Origin of the sequence: Microbacterium galbinum (assembly GCF_023101185.1) — a bacterium.
GTDB lineage: Bacteria > Actinomycetota > Actinomycetes > Actinomycetales > Microbacteriaceae > Microbacterium > Microbacterium galbinum.
The window spans coordinates 2,934,556-2,952,716 of record NZ_CP078077.1 but is presented as its reverse complement, the minus strand read 5'-3'; the positions used below and the strand labels follow the sequence as shown (position 1 = coordinate 2,952,716).

General features: G+C 69.5%; 19 protein-coding genes and 1 tRNA gene. 5 read left to right on the top strand and 15 right to left on the bottom strand.

What is annotated here, in order from left to right; all coding sequences use genetic code 11:
- Positions 1-115 precede the first annotated feature (115 nt).
- The 4 genes from KV396_RS14285 to KV396_RS14270 all read left to right on the top strand — a co-directional run bounded on the left by KV396_RS14285 (position 116) and on the right by KV396_RS14270 (position 3,796).
- Complete coding sequence (locus tag KV396_RS14285) at positions 116-1,042, top strand: helix-turn-helix domain-containing protein (protein ID WP_247632255.1); 927 nt, start codon at positions 116-118, stop codon at positions 1,040-1,042.
- 84 nt (positions 1,043-1,126) lie between these two features.
- Positions 1,127-1,459, top strand: coding sequence for a DUF7882 family protein (locus tag KV396_RS14280; protein WP_247632256.1), 333 nt, complete (start codon positions 1,127-1,129; stop codon positions 1,457-1,459).
- A gap of 54 nt (positions 1,460-1,513) precedes the next feature.
- Positions 1,514-2,119 (top strand): TetR/AcrR family transcriptional regulator, encoded by a 606-nt coding sequence (locus KV396_RS14275; protein WP_247956129.1) that lies wholly within the window; start codon positions 1,514-1,516, stop codon positions 2,117-2,119.
- Positions 2,120-3,796: an MDR family MFS transporter gene (locus tag KV396_RS14270; RefSeq protein WP_247956128.1), complete on the top strand. Its 1,677-nt coding sequence runs from the start codon at positions 2,120-2,122 to the stop codon at positions 3,794-3,796.
- Between the two features lie 61 nt (positions 3,797-3,857).
- On the opposite strand, the gene KV396_RS14265 is transcribed toward KV396_RS14270, so the two are convergent.
- The 11 genes from KV396_RS14265 to KV396_RS14215 form a co-directional block, all read right to left on the bottom strand.
- Positions 3,858-4,670: a L,D-transpeptidase gene (locus tag KV396_RS14265; RefSeq protein WP_247956127.1), complete on the bottom strand. Its 813-nt coding sequence runs from the start codon at positions 4,668-4,670 to the stop codon at positions 3,858-3,860.
- Between the two features lie 6 nt (positions 4,671-4,676).
- Complete coding sequence (locus tag KV396_RS14260; protein ID WP_247956126.1) at positions 4,677-5,798, bottom strand: hypothetical protein; 1,122 nt, start codon at positions 5,796-5,798, stop codon at positions 4,677-4,679.
- 137 nt (positions 5,799-5,935) lie between these two features.
- Positions 5,936-6,784: a transposase gene (locus KV396_RS14255; RefSeq protein WP_247632261.1), complete on the bottom strand. Its 849-nt coding sequence runs from the start codon at positions 6,782-6,784 to the stop codon at positions 5,936-5,938.
- A gap of 15 nt (positions 6,785-6,799) precedes the next feature.
- Entirely contained in the window at positions 6,800-7,960 is a 1,161-nt protein-coding gene (locus KV396_RS14250; protein WP_247956125.1) for a hydroxymethylglutaryl-CoA synthase, read from the bottom strand.
- Positions 7,957-9,006 (bottom strand): hydroxymethylglutaryl-CoA reductase, encoded by a 1,050-nt coding sequence (locus KV396_RS14245; RefSeq protein ID WP_247956124.1) that lies wholly within the window; start codon positions 9,004-9,006, stop codon positions 7,957-7,959. The genes KV396_RS14250 and KV396_RS14245 overlap by 4 nt, the downstream gene beginning before the upstream one ends.
- Before the next feature lie 14 nt (positions 9,007-9,020).
- Positions 9,021-10,082 carry a type 2 isopentenyl-diphosphate Delta-isomerase gene (gene fni / locus KV396_RS14240; protein ID WP_247956123.1) on the bottom strand — a complete coding sequence of 354 codons (1,062 nt, stop codon included), beginning with the start codon at positions 10,080-10,082 and terminating at the stop codon, positions 9,021-9,023.
- Positions 10,072-11,175, bottom strand: coding sequence for a phosphomevalonate kinase (locus KV396_RS14235; RefSeq protein ID WP_247956122.1), 1,104 nt, complete (start codon positions 11,173-11,175; stop codon positions 10,072-10,074). Before KV396_RS14235 ends, fni begins: the two co-directional genes overlap by 11 nt.
- The gene (gene mvaD / locus KV396_RS14230; RefSeq protein ID WP_247956121.1) at positions 11,172-12,125 is read right to left on the bottom strand and encodes a diphosphomevalonate decarboxylase; all 954 of its coding nucleotides are present in this window, start codon (positions 12,123-12,125) and stop codon (positions 11,172-11,174) included. The genes KV396_RS14235 and mvaD overlap by 4 nt, the downstream gene beginning before the upstream one ends.
- Positions 12,122-13,135, bottom strand: coding sequence for a mevalonate kinase (gene mvk / locus KV396_RS14225; protein WP_247956120.1), 1,014 nt, complete (start codon positions 13,133-13,135; stop codon positions 12,122-12,124). Before mvk ends, mvaD begins: the two co-directional genes overlap by 4 nt.
- A gap of 38 nt (positions 13,136-13,173) precedes the next feature.
- Positions 13,174-13,247 (bottom strand) — tRNA-Ile (locus KV396_RS14220).
- A gap of 29 nt (positions 13,248-13,276) precedes the next feature.
- On the bottom strand, positions 13,277-13,813 hold the full coding sequence (locus KV396_RS14215) for a gamma carbonic anhydrase family protein (RefSeq protein ID WP_247956119.1): 537 nt from the start codon (positions 13,811-13,813) through the stop codon (positions 13,277-13,279).
- A gap of 140 nt (positions 13,814-13,953) precedes the next feature.
- Between KV396_RS14215 and KV396_RS14210 the strand changes: the two genes are divergently transcribed.
- Positions 13,954-14,439, top strand: coding sequence for a Dps family protein (locus tag KV396_RS14210; RefSeq protein WP_247622542.1), 486 nt, complete (start codon positions 13,954-13,956; stop codon positions 14,437-14,439).
- Positions 14,440-14,500: 61 nt separating this feature from the next.
- Here KV396_RS14210 and KV396_RS14205 read toward each other — a convergent pair whose 3' ends face one another.
- Genes KV396_RS14205 through KV396_RS14190 form a run of 4 tightly spaced genes read right to left on the bottom strand, consistent with a single transcriptional unit; the run spans position 14,501 to position 18,156 of the window.
- Entirely contained in the window at positions 14,501-15,997 is a 1,497-nt protein-coding gene (locus tag KV396_RS14205) for an amidohydrolase (protein ID WP_247956118.1), read from the bottom strand.
- Positions 15,994-16,635: an FMN-binding negative transcriptional regulator gene (locus tag KV396_RS14200; RefSeq protein WP_247956117.1), complete on the bottom strand. Its 642-nt coding sequence runs from the start codon at positions 16,633-16,635 to the stop codon at positions 15,994-15,996. Before KV396_RS14200 ends, KV396_RS14205 begins: the two co-directional genes overlap by 4 nt.
- Before the next feature lie 35 nt (positions 16,636-16,670).
- Positions 16,671-17,669: an Fpg/Nei family DNA glycosylase gene (locus KV396_RS14195; RefSeq protein WP_247956116.1), complete on the bottom strand. Its 999-nt coding sequence runs from the start codon at positions 17,667-17,669 to the stop codon at positions 16,671-16,673.
- A gap of 1 nt (position 17,670) precedes the next feature.
- Complete coding sequence (locus tag KV396_RS14190; protein WP_247622546.1) at positions 17,671-18,156, bottom strand: ribose-5-phosphate isomerase; 486 nt, start codon at positions 18,154-18,156, stop codon at positions 17,671-17,673.
- Positions 18,157-18,161: the final 5 nt, after the last annotated feature.

The following is an 18,161-nucleotide window of genomic DNA, read 5'->3' as shown; positions in this document are numbered from 1 at the left end:
ACAAGGGGGTTGACGCTGTGTGACGCCCGCCGCTATCCGTGAATATGAGCAGCATCACCGTCCGGTACCATCCGAACGCACTGGAATATATCGGTGGCGCCACGAGGGGGACGCGGTGAGGTTCAGATCATACGAGGTCGAGCGGGTCGAGGAGACCTGGCGGCAATACGTTCCCTCTGCCTCCTTGCAGCGTGTGGATCCGGATCGCTTCATGTTCGACTGGACGTCGGCCGAACTCGGAAGTCTGACGCTCGTGCGGTACGACCTCGCGGCGGAGGTGCAGTCCGTCGCGCAACCGGAGAACGAGCTCCTGGTCTGCCGGGTCGCCGCGCCCAACGCCGAGGTCGGCTCCGGGAGGGAGTCCATCGACGCCGGCCAGCCGTGGTTGACCGACGGCGCTCAGGTGCATGCGCGCTGGGAGCACACCGCGCGCGTGCGCGCCCTGGTGATCGACCGGGCGGCGGCGCAGGCACGCGTACGCCAGATCACCGGAGACGACAGACTCACACTCCGATCGTCCGGCCTCGCCCCGCGCGACGAGGAATCCGGACGCCACTGGGAGCGCACGGTCGCGTATCTCGAGGATGCGGTCGCCGATACCGCCGCCGACGGCATCTTGCGCGCCGAGCTCGAGCGCCATGCGCTGGCGGTCACGCTGTCGGTCTTCCCCACCAGCATCCACGATTCGATGTCGCGCGCGGCTCAGCGCGGGGCCGCTCCGATCGCCGTGCGACGAGCACTCGTGTTCATCGACGAGAACGCGCACCGCCCGATCACGATCGACGACGTCGCCGCTGCCGCGTTCATCTCGACACGCGGCCTGCAGTACGCCTTCCGCCGGGCGCTGGACTCGACTCCGGCCGAGTACCTGCGCCGCGCGCGTCTGGCGGGCGCGCATCGCGACCTCTCCGACGGGGGCCATGGTTCGATCGCGGTGGTGGCACGACGCTGGGGTTTCAGCCACCCGTCGCGCTTCGCCGCGTCATACCGTTCGGAGTACGGGGTGGCGCCGTCGGCCACCGCGGCCCAGGCGCGCAGATGACATCGGGCGCACGGACGTTTCGCGTCAGCGGCGCGTCGTTCCGCGCGGGAGGCCGCGCGTCGCGGGGCACCGTAGAGTCCGATTGTGGGCAGTCTCTACTACGGCGATAGCGCCGAACCGATCGGCATCGAGGATCGCGCACTCGCGCACCTGAAGGTTGTGATCTCGACCAAGCTCCGGCGCAACGAGAGCTTCACGCTGTCGTGGAAGCACCCGGAGACGGATGCCGTTGGCCGATCGACGATCTGGTTGCACCCCTCCATTCCCCTCCGCTTCGTCTTCGATGAGGCGGAGCCGCCGGAACTGAGCCGCCAGTGGATCGAGGCGCTCGCGCATTCTGCGAACTCGACCGGCGGGATCGCTCTGATCGATGAGCAGATCAGTTCCGATGCGCGCCTGGAGGCCTCGCGCGGCTGACCCGCCCCCCTCTATTCAGTGCACTCCAAGGTTTGAAGTGCAAACTTGCACTCTATGGAGAACAATGCACCTTCGCTGCGCGATGTTCGCAAGCGCGAGACCATCCGCGCACTCACCGACACGGCTCGACGCCTGACGATCGAGCGCGGCTTCGCCGGGTTCACCGTCGAAGAGGTCTGCGCCGAGGCGGGGGTCTCCCGCCGAACGTTCTTCAACTACTTCGAGAGCAAGGAAAACGCGGTCTTCGGATACACCGAGATCGATCCGCGCCTCGTCGAGCTCGACGACGAGTTCGTGGCGAAGAGCGGTGACCTGCTCGACGACTTCGTCGACGTCGTGGTCCGTCGCTGGGAGATGCTCGACCCGCTGTCCGACGCCCCCGCCCTCCTCCAGGTGATCGAGCACGAACCGCGACTGCTGAAGGGCGCGTTCGAGCGATTGGCCGAGAACGAGCGCCGCGACGTCGCCCTCATCGTGCGCCGCGAAGGCGCCGATCAGACGATGCGCGCCGAGGTCGTCGTCCACACCGTCGGCGCCTGTATCCGCATGGCCGTCGCTCAGATCCTGGATCACCAGTCCCCCATCCCGTTCGGCCGACTCGTCGCCGAACGCCTCGACATCGCCCGCGACCTCTTCACCTCCGCACAGAAAGCCCACTGAATGTCCACCACCGCCACGGCAGATGCGCCCTTCCTGCTCACCAAGCGCCGCATCTGGATCATCTTCAGCGCCCTGATCGCCGGGATGCTGCTCTCCAGCCTCGATCAGACCATCGTCTCGACCGCGATGCCGACGATCGTCGGCGAACTCGGCGGCGTCGACCATCAGGTGTGGATCACCACGGCGTATCTCCTCGCGACCACCATCGTCATGCCGATCTACGGCAAGTTCGGCGACGTGCTCGGCAGACGGAACCTGTTCCTCGTGGCGATCGCGCTCTTCACCCTCGCCTCGGTCGGCTGCGCGTTCGCGACGGACTTCTGGATGTTCGTCGTCTTCCGCGCGCTGCAGGGCCTCGGCGGCGGCGGATTGATGATCCTCTCGCAGGCGATCATCGCCGACATCGTGCCGGCGAACGAGCGCGGTAAGTACATGGGCCCCCTGGGTGCGGTCTTCGGCCTCTCCGCTGTGGCCGGGCCGCTGCTCGGCGGATTCTTCGTCGATCACATGACCTGGCAGTGGGCGTTCTACATCAACATCCCCGTCGGCATCGCCGCGTTCATCATCGCCCTCGTCGCCCTCAAGCTCCCCAGCAAGAAGGCCGAGAAGCCGATCGACGTGTTCGGGGTCATCTTCCTCTCGATCGCCACCACCTGCCTCATCTTCTTCACCGACTTCGGTGGCGATAAGGACTTCGGCTGGTCGTCGATCGCCACGTGGGCCTGGGGCGCGGGACTGATCGTCGCGGCGACCGCGTTCGTAATCACCGAGTCCCGCGTGCAGGACCCGATCATCCCGCTGAGCCTGTTCCGCAATCCGATCTTCGTGAACGCCACCGCGATCGGGCTGGTTCTCGGCATCGGGATGTTCGCCGCGATCGGCTTCGTGCCGACCTTCCTGCAGATGTCCTCCGGCACCTCCGCCGCGGCATCCGGACTGCTGATGATCCCGATGATGGTGGGACTGATCGGAACCTCGATCTTCTCGGGCATCGCGATCTCGAAGACCGGCCGCTACAAGGCCTATCCGATCGTCGGAACGATCCTCACCGGCATCGCGATGGTCGCCATGACCACGCTGTCGGCAGAGACGCCCATCTGGCTCATCTGCGTGTTCCTGTTCGTCTTCGGCGCCGGACTCGGCCTCATCATGCAGGTCGTCGTGCTGGTCGTGCAGAACGCCGTTCCGGCCGGTGAGATCGGTACCGCGACGAGCACGAACAACTATTTCCGCGAGGTGGGGGCTTCTCTCGGGACGGCGGTGTTCGGCACGATCTTCACCACCCGTCTCACCGAGAACCTGCTCGGCGTGTTCACGGATGCCGGGGCGTCGTCTTCCGACGCCGCGCAATCCGCCGCGACGATCGACCCGGCCACCCTCAACTCGCTGCCCGACGAGGTGCGCGACGGAATCGTCACCGCGTACGCCGACGCCCTCGCCCCGGTGTTCTGGTACCTCGTGCCGTTCATCGTGCTCGCGCTCGTGCTCTCGCTGTTCCTCAAGCAGATCCCCCTGTCGGATCAGGCAGGACTCGTCGCGCGGGGAGAAGCCATCACGGGCGAGGAAGCCGAGAAGCTCGAGGCCGAGCTGCGTGCGCGGCCGACGGTGGGCGCCCACGGCGATGCTCCGGACGCCCCGTCCAAATCGGATGCCGAGACGAGGCGTTCCTCGCGGTGATCAGACGGAAGGCCCCGGGCGCATGCGCGCCCGGGGCCTTCCGTCTGCGGTGACCTCGGACTCAGCGCACCTGCAGCGGTGTGCCGAGGGGCAGGAGCTGGGCGAGCGCCGTGATGTCGGCGTTCGACAGGCGCACGCAGCCGTGCGAGGCGTCGGAGCCGATGCTCGCCTCGTCGTCGGTGCCGTGCAGGCCGATCTGACCCGGGCCACCGCCGTACGAGTTGAGGGCGTCGGAGAACGCCGTCGTACCGTAGGCGTACGGGCCGTAACCGCTGTTCGTCGGAGCGAGCAGCTCGGTGATCGCGAACTGCCCCTTCGGGGTCGGCGTACCGCCCGTGCCCGTCGCGACCGGATAGCTCTGCCGCAGCTCCCCGCCTTCGTAGAGATCGAGGGTGTTGGTCGACGTCGTCACGACCAGCGCGTAGGAGGTCGTGGAGAGCTGAACGGCGTCCGAGCGAATCCATCCGAGGCTTCCGTTGGGCCGCTGCGCGAGTTGGACCTGCAACCAGTCCCCCTCCTGAGCGGTGACCAGGAAGACGAGAGGCGCTCCGGACGACTGCGGGTTCGGCAACGATTGCGCCGCTGCACCACCGGGCTCGGCGCTGACCGCGATCTCGGCGCCGATCACGGCGGCGACGGTCGACTCCGCGGGCGCATGGACATCGGCAACCGGCTCCTCCGCCGTCGGCGTGGGTGTCGGCGTCGGGTCGGGCGTCGCGACGGGGGTCGACGAACTGGTCGGTGCGGGCTCGGCGACTGCCGGACCGCGACCGAAGATCACCACGCAGGTGACGACGATCGCGGCGCACACGACGACCGCGGCGGCCACGATGAGAATCGTGCGCCGCCGCGGGACGTTGGTGGTGTCGGGCACCGGGTGTCAGCCGGTGTACGTGGCCTCGCCCGGCACCGGGACGGCGACCGGGGCCGCACCGGTGATCGCGAGAGCGCTCGACGCCACCTGACCGGAGGACTCACCGACGAGGACGATGAAGTAGTCGCCGGCGGCGGCCCAGGCCGCGGGGAGCACGATCGTGCCGCTCACGTTGCCGTCGGCATCCGCGATGAAGGTGTCGGGCAGGCTGTCGCCCATGGCGCCGGTACCGATGCCCGAGCTGACGATCTCACCCGGGGCGAAGCCGCTGCCGCTCACCGTGAAGCCGGTGGTCGTCGCCTGCGCGACGGTGATCGACGCGCTGCTGAGAGCGAGGGCGGCGGTGGGCTGCGGCGTGAAGTACGTGGTGAGCTCGCCGATGCGGAAGCTGGCGATGCCCGCGGCGTCAGGAACGGCAGCGGCGCGCAGCGCGGCGCCCCCGCTCTGCGCGGCGAACAGCTCGTCGAGCGTCTGCGTGTCGTCGAGCAGACCGCTGCTGCGGAGGAGTTCCGGCTGCGGCTCGTCGTCAGGAATCGGCGATCCGGTGGGCACGACACCCGGGAAGACCACCAGGTAGCCGACGACCGAGGCGCCCTCGGCGGTGAGCTCGGCTGCGAGTTCCTCGGTGGTGGTCCCACCCTGCCAGAGCGTGTCCTCGCCGTGGAAGCCGTCGACGGTGGTGATCGTCGTGACGAAAGGCACCTCTTCGGACGTGTCGGCGATGAAGACGCCCGTGAACGCCTCGGGTCCGAGGTTCGTCGCGCTGTCGGCGAGGAAGCCGGACAGCTCCGCACCCGAGATGGGGGCGGGGAGGCCGTGGACGAGTGCGACGGGCGACGTGCCGTTGGAGGTGAAGCCGTTCTCGCCGAACGTTCCGTACTCGGCGAGCGTCGAGCCGCTGCTCTCCGCGGGAGCGGTCCACTGCCACGCGTCCAGAAGGGTGAACTCGGCGGGACCCGTGAACGGGATCTCCGTGAAGTCGTCGGCCGCATCGGCCCAGATGACCTGCGCAGACGCCGCGGGCGTCTCGGTGATGGGCTCCGCGATGGAGGCGGTGGGCACGAGGACGGCGGCGATGCCGAGCGCGGCGGCGCTGAGCGAGGCCACGGCGAGGCGCGAGCGAGTCACAGAGGATTCCTTCGTTGGGAGGCGCCGTTCGGGCGGCGTCTGCCGAGGGGCAGCGACCTCAATCTAGGGGAATGGAACGGTTCAGCGCCACCGGAATACTGATATCAGACTCAATTCCTTCGCATACAGTCATCTGTTCATACGGAGTCCAGGTCCGCGCGCGCCCGATCGAGGGCATCGGAGGCGACCTGGACGGCCTCCGTCGCCGTGGCCACGCGCGATCTCGCCGCGTCGGCGTCCTGCCGCGCACCGTCCAACTCGACGCGGTTGCGCGCCAGCTCCCGCTCGAGAGCGACGACGTGGGCGCTCGCCTCGTCGATGCGACGGTCGGCATCGCGGCCCGCGCTCTCCGCCGCGGCCCGCGCGCGTTCGGCGGACGCGACGGCATCCTCCGCATCGCGCACGGCACGCTCGGCCTGACGTTTGCGACGCCGCTCCGCCAGCTCGTCCACATGGTGCTCGGGAGCGGCCTCTCCCCCGTGCACCGGTCCCCCGGCCATGACGTCGCCGAGCGCCACGCTCTCGGAGGGGTCGATCTCCCGGATGAGCCGTCCGGATGCGACGGCGATCGATGCCGCCTCGTCGAAGAACGCCGCGCCGATCGTCTGCTGCACGGCATCAAACGTGCCCGGAGTGACCTTCTCGCCGCGGGCGATCGCGAGGTCGCGGGCCTGCTCGGCGAGCCTGCGTGTCAGCGCCCGGCGCTCGCGACCGAGCCGAGCCAGTGCCGGCGCATCGAGATCGTCCTGAGCTTCACGGAGCTCGCGAGCGAGTCGCAGCGCCTCACCCAGCTCCGCAGCGCGTTCCTGCGCGAAGACGTTCACCACCCAGGCGGCGATCGACGGCTTGCGCAGCGTCGCGATCTCCGCCGCGAGCCCGCGGTCGGAGGCCTGTTTCGCGCTCGCACGACGGGCGCTCACGAACTCGCCGAGTGGACGCACGTACAGCTCGGTCGCGATCGTCGTCAGCTCGTCGCCGGCCGTCATGCTCCGAACGCTACCTCATGCGTCAGTGCGGGCGTACCGGCGCGCGCGCCCCTGAACCCCGATGAAGTGGAACGGCGCCGGCGATGTCGGCGCGATCTCACGGTCGACCTCGCTCGACGCCGAGTGCGCGGCGTGCAGCGCCCGATACGCATCGACGTCGAGCGGCTCCCGGGAATCGAGGATGCGCTTCGTCGCCTCGGTACGGAGTGCCGTGCGGTAGCCGGGACGAATTCGCAGCGAGAAGAACTCGCCGATGCTGCCCGAGCCGTAGCTGTACATCCCGACGCGCCGATCGGTCAGGTCGTCTTCACCGTCGAGAAGGGCGGCGAGAGCGAAGTAGAGGGATGCCGTGTACGAGTTGCCCAACCGACGGTTGTACCGAGTGGTCGACTCCATCTGAGCGGGTGTCAGCGCGGCGCCGGTGTGCACCGCCAGGCGCTGGTGCGCCTTCACCGCCATCCGCGTGAACGGCTGGTGGTGGCAGAAGTAGTCGATCGACTCGATCGCCGCGCCCCCGCGCGCTCGATAGTCGTCCCATGCCCCGACGAAGGCGTCGAGATAGGCGTCGATCGAGAGCTTGCCGTTCACGACGGCCGTGTCACTGTCGTTCGGTCGCCAGAAGTCGTCGACATCGGCGGTGTGGATGCCGGTGGCCGGCTCGACCTCGGCGATCGCGGGATCCTGCGTGACGAGCATCGCAACGGCACCAGCGCCCTGCGTGGGCTCCGCGGCGGTGTCGACCGCGTATCGGGCGACGTCCGCCGCGATCACGAGCACCGACTCCTCCGGTTGGCGCGCGACGATCCCGAGGGCGAACTGCAGAGCGGCCGTGGCGGAGTAGCAGGCCTGCTTGAGCTCGACGACGCGCGTCGCGGGGTCCAGTCCGAGGAGCTCGTGCACGAACACCGCCGCCGACTTCGACTGATCGACTCCCGACTCGGTCGCGAAGAGCACGGTGCGGATGCCGGAGGCTCCATGGCGCTCGACGATGGGCATCGCGGCCGCGGCCGCCATCGTGACGATGTCCTCATCGGGGGCGGGGACGCTCATCTGATCCTGACCGAGGCCGATCCGATACTTGTCGGGATCGATGCCGGCGCGCTCCGCGAGGAGGGCGAGATCGAGAAAGCGGCTCGCGGTGGCGATGGACAGGTCGTGGATGCCGACGACGGTCACTTCGCACCTCCCTGACGACGCTCGAGCAACAGATGCGAGGCCATGAGTTCTCCCTGGTTGGTCTGGGCCGCGAGCAACGACAGCTCGCCGCACAGCACCGTCGCGGCGATGAGCGAGGCGAGGCGGCGGGCGTTGCCTCCGGGCGCGCGCTCCTCGCGGCAGCCGAGACGCTCGAGCGCGTCCTCCACGGTCGGGAGGTCCTTGCCGTTGCCGACGGTGCCGACGATGAGGTTCGGCAGCGTGCAGGAGAAGAGCAGGTCGCCGTCTCCCCGCTCCTCGGCATAGGTGATGCCCTGCGAGCCCTCGACGATGTTCGCCGCGTCCTGCCCCGTGGCGAGGTAGAACGCGAGGAGCATGTTCGCGTAGTGCGCGTTCGCGGAACGCAACGCCCCGGCGATCGTGGAACCCACGAGGTTCTTGCGCACGTTCAGTTCGACGATGCGACGGGCCGTCGAACGCAGCTGCTGCTCGACGATGTCGGCGGGGATGAGGATCTCGGCGATCACGTTGCGCCCCCGACCGAGGATGCCGTTCACCGCGGTGGCCTTCTTGTCGGAGCAGTAGTTGCCCGAGATCGAGCCGTACTCCAACTCGGGATGCCAGGCGAGAACCCGTTCCATGAGCCCCTCGGCTGCCAGAGTCACCATGTTGTGGCCGGACGCGTCGCCGGTCGTCAGCGCGAACCGCACGAACAGCAGGTGTCCGACGATCTCGGTGTCGAGGTCGATGAGGCGCGCATGACGGCTGCGCTCCGCGACGACCGCTCCGAGCTCGTCTCGGCGCGCCTCGATGCTGCGGGCTGCAACGACCGCATCGGCCGCCGATGGCGCGACGAACAGCGAGGATCGCGTCATCCGCTCGTCCACCACAGTGGTGCGGATGCCGCCGGCGACGAGCCGCGATACCCGGGCACCCCGCCCCACCGACGGCCACAGCGGCGACTCGTAGGTCGCGAGCGGCACGGACTGCTCGCCCTCGACCTCGCCGCTGAGCAGCAGCGGACCGACCCAGCGCGTGGGGATGGGGGTGAACAGGGCGTCGGACATGGGGAGCCTTTCGGTCATCGTGCGTCGGAGCGCCGCGAGAGGGCCGCGAGGTCGATGCCCCGCGCGCGGCAGAAGTCTGCGGTGTCGCCGGTGACGACGAGATCGGTGCGCACCAGGTCGGAGGTCGCTGCGGCGCCGAGGAGCGCCGAGAGCGCTGTGAGATGCGTGGTCCATTCCCCGAGGCGCGAGGCGAGCGCCTCGGGACCACCGTCGAGCACCGTCTTGAGGAACGGGCCGGAGACGCCCACCGCCCGTGCGCCGAGCGCCAGGGCGCGCACGGCATCGAGCGGAGTGCGCACGCCGCCGGAGGCGAGGAGGACCGGGGCGGGTGCTGGGGCGTCGATCAGGCACTCGACGGCCGACTGCCCCCATCCCGCCAGGTAGGCGTAGCCCTCTCCCCCGCGGCGGGCGTTCTCGACACGGACGAAGTCCGTTCCTCCGCGACCGGACACGTCCGCGGCGGCGACGCCGAGATCGGCGAGGAGGGCGAGCGTGCGGGCGCTCAGCCCGAAACCGACCTCCTTCACGACCACCGGCACGTCGACGGCCGCCACCAGGGACTCGAGCGATCGCTGCCACGACGAGAACGCGCGGCGTCCCTCGGGCATGACCGTCTCCTGCACGCTGTTGACGTGCACCTGCAAGGCGTTCGCCTCGATCAGATCGATCGCTCGGCGCGCGTCGTCCGGCGTGCGTTCGACACCCAGATTGGCGAAGAGGAACCCGTCGGGATGCTCTTCGCGGAGCACACGGAACGTGGGGGCGAGAGCGGGATTCTCCAGCGCGACGCTCATCGATCCCGAAGCCAGCGGCACTCCCGCCTCCCGCGCGGCGATCGCGAGGTCGCGGTTGATGCGTCCGGTGCTCTCGCTTCCGCCGGTCATCGCGTTGACGTAGAGAGGCACGCTCCAGCGTGCTCCCAGCAGATCACCCGCGAGGCTGACGCGCTCAGCATCGATCCCCGCGAGGGCGTGGTGCACGAACGCGACGTCGTCGAAGCCGTTCGATGCGATGCGCGCTTCGTCCTGCTGAGCTGCGGCGAGCCGCACGTGATCGTCCTTGCGCTCAGAGGACATCGAGCACCCCCTCGGGCGGGTGCACGCCGATCGTGAGGTGGCGCACGTCGTGATGCTCCCACTCGCGGAAGATGTCGGCGAGATCGGTGTGCACGGGAGCGAGCACGATGCCGCAGTCGCCGCCGCCCGCGCCGGAGGGCTTCGCGGCCGCCCCTGCCGCCTCGGCGATATCGCACAGCACCGCGAGCTGCGCGGTCTCGATCGGCAGACCGGCCTGGGCGCCGAGGCGCTGCAACAGTCGTCGGGCTTCCCGGATGCCGTCGAGGGTCGCCGCGTCGTCGCCGCGCGAGAGCGACTCCCACAGGCCCGACACGCACGCGCGCGAGTCGAGCAGGAACGCGGGGTGATCGACCGCTCCCGCCAGCGTTCGGCGGCCGAGTTCGTCGACGAGTCGCGCCGTCGACGCGGGTTCACCGGTCCAGCCCACCACGAACCGCAGCTGCTCCGGCGGATGCAGACGCACGATCTGGAGGCCCGCCCAGAGGTTCTCGTCCGCGAGCAGCGGTGCGATCGGTCCGCTCTCGGACCTCTCTCCGAGGAGATCCCGGTCGGGCGCGCGATAGCCGATCCATCCGCCGAAGGCGCTCGCTGCCAGATCGCCCCCCGATGCGCTGGGGTTGACCCGGATCGTCGCGAGCATCGACAGCTTGAACGCCGCCAGGCGATCCAGGCCCAGCCCGTAGAACTCGTCGAGTGCGCGCACGGTCGCCACCGTGACCGCCGCCGAGGAGCCCAGGCCGAACTTGCGTCCGCTGACGTCGTCGAGACCGCTCTCGATCCGCAGATCGAAGAAGCGCGGGGCGACCCGCAGGTCGGCGCGGAGCCTCTCGACGATCGTGATCGCCGCCAGCACGTAGTCGTAGGGGTGGTGCTCCGGATCGATGCGCAGTCCGTCGGCACTGCGGGTCCACAGCAGCGGCGAACGCCCGTACTCGGGCGAGTGGATGCTCCCGGCTCCGACGCTCTCCGACACCGAGACCGACACGTACCGGTCGACGGCGACCAGCACGGAGGGCTCGCCCGGCGAGACGACCGCGTACTCCCCCGCGATGAACAGCTTGCCCGGTGCGCGGACCGTGATGACCGGGCTCATGCGAGCACCTCCACTCCGGGCCCCGGACGCGCGATCATGGTCTCCGCGAGCGGACGGGCCGCCGCGGCCACGGCATCCGCGTCCTTCGGTCGACACAGGAACACGACGTTGGGCCCTGCATCGGCGGTCGCGTAGACCGGCAGACCGTCGGCTCGGAGCGACTCCGCGAGGTCGAAGAGGGCGACGCTCACCGGCGACAGGTACCGCACGGGCGGATCGCACGACTGGATGACCGCGTGCATGCGGAGCGCGTTCGTCTCGGTGATCCGCCCGAGGCGCTCGACGTCGCCGTCACGGCTGGCCTGCACCGCGGCCGACAGCGTCTCCGTCGTCGACGAGACCCACGCGGGGTAGAACGGCGACGTGAGCGCCGTCCGCTTCATGGCGTCGCGGCTCGAGACGGCTTTCTCCTCGGAATTCACGATCGCGATCACCATCGCGAGATCGGGGGCGTCGAGCGGCTCGGCGAACGACTCCTCGTCACTGCCTGCGTGCCACACCGCGAATCCCGGGATCACCGATCGCGCCGCGGATCCGGACCCGCGGCGGGCGAGTCGGCTGAGCGCCGTTCGGTCGAGGTCTAGGCCGTACGCACGTGACGCCGCCGCGGCGAGGGCGGCGAACCCCGACGCGGAGGAGGCGAGACCGGCGGCGGAGGGCACCGTGTTCACGGAATCGACCACGGCCGCGGTCCGGGACCCGGCCATCTCCCGCACGATATCGAGGAAGCGCACGACACGATCACGGACCACTCCCTCACGGACCGCTCCGTTGAGCACGACCTCGTCGTGCGCGGCATCCGGCGCGAGCGTCACGGTCGTGGTCGTGGGGAACACGTCCAGCGTCATCGAGAGGCTGCCCGTCGCGGGCAGGTTCAACGCCGTGTCCGCTTTTCCCCAGTACTTGACGAGGGCGATGTTCGGGTGGGCGCGGGCCGTGACGGCGGTCATCGCGTTCCTCTCAGTTCGGTGGTCCAGGTGGCGGCGGCGCCTCGTCCGCGAAGGTCGTGCGCGAGCTCCGTCGCATGATCGGGATCACGCGCCAGCAGGAGCACGCATCCTCCCCGACCGCCTCCGGTGAGCTTGGCTCCGAGCGCGCCGCCCGTGCGGGCGATGCCGGCGAGCCGGTCGAGCGCGGGATCTCCGACTCCCAGCTCCCCGAGCAGCGCATGCGCCTCGTCCATTCGGACGCCGATCTCCTCCGGGTTCGGGGATGCCAGCGCCGCCCGACCCTCGCGGGCGAGCGCTCCGAGCCGATCGAGCCGCCGCTCCACGGCGATCGGATCGGCGTCGCGCAGCGCGCGGACGGCGGCGACGGCTTCGCGCGTGCGTCCCCGCACTCCGGAGTCGGCGATCACGAACGACAGGGGACCCGCGACCTCGAGATCGTGCGCGCTGCCGTCCTGGAACCACACCGGCCGGTCGGAGACGACCGTGCGTGCGTCGAGCCCGCTGGGCGACGTGTGCGCGGCGCGTTCCGCGATCTGGATCAGATGATGACGTTCGGTGGGATCGAGTTCGTGACCGAAGGCGGCGGCGACGGCCTGCACGATGGCCGCCGACACCGCGGCGCTCGATCCCACACCGCGTTCCGCGGGCAGATCGCTCTCGACGTGCACCCGCACCCCGGAGCCGTCGGCGCGGACCGCGCTCATCGTCGCCTCAACCGCGCGAGCGGTGGAGGCGAGGCGGGCGGGAACCCGACCGAGGTCACCGGTGTAGAGCGCGCTGTGCAGAAGACGGCGCTCGGGCAGCGGCTCCGCCTCGGCACGAACGCGAAGATCGCGCAGCGGAAGGGCGATCGCGGGGTGCCCGTAGACGACGGCGTGCTCCCCGAAGAGGATCGCCTTGCCCGACGCGGTGCCTACGCCGATCACCGGGTCGCTGTCGTGCGCGCCCCTCTGCGGAGCGGCGAAGGATTCGCCCGGTGTTCTGCTGTCGTCGGAAGCCGTGATTCTCATCTTTACTAAGGCAAGCCTAATCCACTGTCACGGCACGGTAGGGCGGGTGGGACTTGAACCCACGATCGTCGGGTTATGAGCCCGCTGCCTTGACCAGCTTGGCCACCGCCCCGTGTACGTCCAGCCTAGCGGTGCCCCGGGTCATACCTCCGTCGCGCGCGCGTGCACCTTCTGGTGCGCGAGATAGATGTCGGCGTTCGAGAGCAGTCCGGCACGCTCCTCCTCGGTCAGGGCGCGACGCACCTTCGCAGGAACACCCGCGACGAGAGATCCGTCCGGCACCTCAGTGCCTCCCAGCACGACGGCACCGCCCGCGATCAGGCATCCGCTCCCGATCACCGCGCCGCTGAGGATCACCGCCCCCATGCCGATCAACGAACCGTCGCCGATCGAGCATCCGTGTACGACGGCGTTGTGCCCGATCGACACATGGCGCCCGATCAGCACCGGGTGTCCGGCGTCCACGTGCACCGAGACGTTGTCCTGCACGTTGCTGCCCGCTCCGATCACGATGGAGGCCGAATCGGCCCGGAGAACCGCGTTGTACCAGACGCTCGACGACTCTGCGAGAGTGACGTCACCGACGATGCGAGCACCCTCGGCGACGAACGCCTCGGGATCGATCGACGGCTCCCGATCGGGGAGGGCGAGGACGGATGCTCCGGATGCGATGCTCATGAGGCGAGACTATCCTCACATCCCCGTGATTCCGCGGATTTTCGGGGCGGTTAGCGGAGCCTCAGCTTGCTTGCGGAATGTTTCAACCTGAGTAGCGTTGTCTTCATCAGGTACGAAAAGGCACCTCGGAGGAGCACAAGATGAGCAAGGTACAGACCGTTTCCACCACCGCCAGCGACCCCACCGTGGCTGCTGCCGCCGCACAGTTCCTCTCGCCCGTCGTGCTGGGCCTGCAGGCGCTCACGATCAACGGCAAGCAGGCGCACTGGCACGTGCGCGGCGCCAACTTCGTCGGCGTCCACGAACTCCTCGACACGATCGTCGCCCACGCCGGCGACTTCGCCGACACCGCGGCGGAGCGCATCGTCGCCCTCGGTCTCCCGATCGACGCCCGTGTGAGCGCGGTCGCCGCGAAGGCCGGCGAGACCGGCGTCCCCGCCGGCTTCACGCAGTCGGACGAACTCGTCCGCGCCGTGATCGCCGACATCGACGCGATCCTGGTCGACACCAAGGCCGCGATCGACGGCCTCGACGAGGTCGACCTCACGAGCCAGGACGTCGCGATCGAGATCATGCGCGGCCTCGAGAAGGACCGTTGGTTCCTCGTCTCGCACATCGCCGCGTAATCTCGTCGCACGAGAACGACAGAAGGGCCCCGGGATTCGATCCCGGGGCCCTTCGTCCTGTTCAGGCCCGGTGGGTGACGCGACCGGCGAGCAGTGTCGCGACCACCGGCATGTCGCGCAGGTGCGTCCCCGTCGCTCGCCGCGGATCCGCGGCGCACAACGCCAGGTCGGCGCGAGCTCCGGGAACGCTCGTCGATCGGATGCTCGCCTGCAGCGCCTGATCGAAGGTCACCGCTTCCTCGGGATGCCAGGCGTCGCGCGCGTTCTCGGTACGTGTGACGGCGGCGGCCATCGCCTGCCAGGGGTCGAGGGCAGCCACCGGTGCATCGGAACCGAACCTCACATCGGCCCCCGCGGCGAACAGCGATGCGAGCGGATACCCCAGGGAATCCTGCGTCGCCCACAGCCGCTCCGCGAGATCGCGGTCGTCGATCGCGTGCTGCGGCTGCACACTCGCGGTGACGCCGAGTCGGGCGAATCGTGCGAGATCGGCGTGCCGGACGAGCTGCGCGTGCTCGATGGAGCCCACGGCCCCGGTCATGGCGAAGGCGTCCAGCGCGGTGGAGGCCGCGCGATCGCCGATCGCGTGCACGGCGACGGCGAGGCCCGCGCCGGTGGCGGTGGTGAGCAGTCCGATCAGCTCCTCGCGGGGAACCGTCATCACCCCGAAGTTGTAGGGATCGCCCGGGTACGCGTGCGTGCACGCCGCGGTCCGCGTGCCGAGCGAGCCGTCGCTGATGATCTTCAACGGTCCCACCCGGATGAGGCCTCGTCCCGCCTGCGGAAGGTCCGCATCGTCAACGAGCTCACCGGTACGAAGACCCTCCGCCACCGCCCGGGCCAGGTCGAACGGGTACACCGCGAACTCCACCCGGTGCGCGGCGAACCCGCTCGCGACACGGCGCGGCCAGGCATCCGCGTTCCAGGCCATGTCGAAGTCGACGATCCCGGTCACCCCGCGAGCCGCGGCCTCCTCCCCCGCCTTCTGCACTGCGCGGTCCGCATGCTCGGGGTCGACCGCGTTCAGACGGCGCGAGATCTCGAATGCCCCCTCCTCGCGCAGCACCCCGTCGGTGGTCGACATGCCCTCGCGCCGCAGCGCCGCGGAGTTCAGCCACACGCTGTGCACGTCGGCGTTGATGAGGTACGTCGGCACCTCACCGGTCGCCGCGTCCAACACGGCGAGCGTCGGGCGGTCGTCCCAGAGCGCGTCGCGATACCCCGTTCCCACGCGCCGCCCGTCCGACAGAGGCGCGACCGCCCCCATCCGGGACGCCGCCTCGGCGGCCGAGGGCGTGTCACCCAGCGATTCGCGCTCGGCCGCCAACGCCCACTGCACCGTGTGCACGTGGTTGTCCCAGAGCCCCGGCACCGCCCACGCCCCCTCGGCATCGAGCACCGCACCGGTCGGGCGCAGGGCGCCGGCGGGCGCGATGTCGGCGATCCGTCCGTCCGCGATCACGATGTCCACCGGCTCCTCGTCGATCAGGAACTCGCGACCGGGTCCGGCGATGCGAACCCCGCGGATCATCCCGACCTCGTCACCGACGACGCTCATGCCCGCTTCTCCTTCCGTGCGTCCTGCGCCCGACGCATCTCCGATGCCAACGCCGGGTTGGCGTACGGCCCCTCGCCGTTCAGTTCGCCGATGACCGTTTCGATCGTCTCCGCGGGCTTGTTCTGGCTGAGCTTGCGCTTCGCGACCACGCGCGTCGGGGTCAACCGGAAGCCGACGGTGCCGGCCGCAAGACGCTCGATGAAGGCCGCATCGTTCGGCCGCTCCCACATCCGTCGCGGATCGGGAAGCTCACTCTCGAAACGGTCGACGAGACGGTCCAGCACCGCGAGGTTCTCGTCGGCGCTCAGGATCTCGGGCACGCCCGACAGGTGCACCGCGGTGTAGTTCCAGGTCGGCACAGCGGCGACATCGCCGTACCAACCCGGCGAGATGTAACCGTGCGGCCCCTGGAAGACGATGAGGATCTCACCGTCGCCGAGTCCGTGGATGAGGTCATCGGGCCGGCCGACGTGACCCACCACCGTCAGGTCGTCGCTCGCGTCGTCCAGCAGTACGGCGTAGTGCGAGGCGACGAGTCCATCGGCGGTGCTGCTCGTGATCGTGGCCCAGGGATTCGCCGCGATCACGCGACGGATCTCCGCCTGATCGGCGAGAGTGAAGCTGGGATTCTGACGCATCCTCCCAGCCTAGGACTCGACTCGAGCCCGGGATCTCACGCCTGGCAGCGCGGGCACCAGTAGAGCTTGCGCGCGCCGATCTCCTCGAGGGCGATCTCGGTACCGCACACGCGACACGGCAGACCCGCTCGGTGGTAGACCCAGTGCCTGTCGTCACGGCTCGCCATGGCCGCTCGGTACCGCTCGGGCGACAGGTCGTCCATCGTCATCATCTGGCCGGTCTCGACGCCGATCGCCAGCAGCCGCACCCAATCGTGCCAGAGGGCACGCACGACGTCCTCGGGAACGTCGCGTCCCGGGGTGTGCGGGTTGAGCCGCTGCCGATAGAGCATCTCGGCGCGGTACACGTTTCCGATGCCGCTCACGACCGACTGGTCCATCAGGAGCAGGGCGATGACGGTCTGCTTCTTGCGCACCGCGCGGACGAAGCGCTCCTCGTTCTCGACGGGGTCTCCGACGAGCGGGTCCGGTCCGAGCTTCGCGATGGTCGCGAGCATCTCGTCGGGGGTCTGCAGGACGCACGCGGTGGGGCCGCGGAGATCGGCGGCGGTGATGTCGGTCATCAGACGCAGCCGCACCTGCCCGACCACGGGCGGCGGCCACTCCACGCCCTCGTCGGCGAGGCCCTTGGTCTGCTCCGACATGCGCACATGCACGCGCGTGCGCCGCGGGGCGCCGATCGACGCGAGCGAGTTCTCTCCGGCGTCGTCGAGGATCTCCTCGTCGATGACCGTGCCGCGCTGGTTGGTCTGCCCCATCCGACCGTTCGCCGAGGCGATCGTCGGGTCGACGAGGATCTCCCCCGCGAAGTCCCAGGCGCCGTAGAGGCCGAGGTGCACGCGCAGCCACACGTCGCCCTCGGCCTCGAGGAACATCTGCTTGCCGACGGCCTGCACGCTCACGGCGGATCGGCCGTCGAGAACCGCGGCCCCCTCGGCGAATCGGCCCTGCGGGCTGGAGGCGGAGAGCGTCTTCCCGATGAAGTTGCGGTCGAACTGGCGCGCGATCCGGTGGACGGAATGACCCTCGGGCATGTCAGGCCCGCGGGTCCGGCAGCAGTGAGCCGTCGCGCTCGAAGTCGGCGATCTGCCCGATCCGGCGAACGTGGCGCTCCTCGCCCGAGAAGGGCGTGGCGAGGAAGAGATCGATGAACGACGTGACCTCGTCGTACGTGTGCTGACGGGCGCCGATCGAGATCACGTTCGCGTCGTTGTGCTCGCGGGCGAGCTCGGCGGTCGACAGGTTCCAGACGAGCGCGGCGCGGATGCCCTGCACCTTGTTCGCCGCGATCTGCTCGCCGTTGCCCGACCCGCCGAAGACGATGCCGGCGGCTTCGATCCCCGCGGCCTGGTCGGCGACGACGGCCTGTGCGGCACGGATGCAGAACGCCGGGTAGTCGTCGAGCGCGTCGTACGCGATCGGCCCATGATCGGTGACATCGTGGCCCGCCGCGCGCAGATGCTCCTGCAACTGGGTCGAGAACTCGAGACCGGCGTGATCGGTGGCGATGTGGATGCGCATGGCCT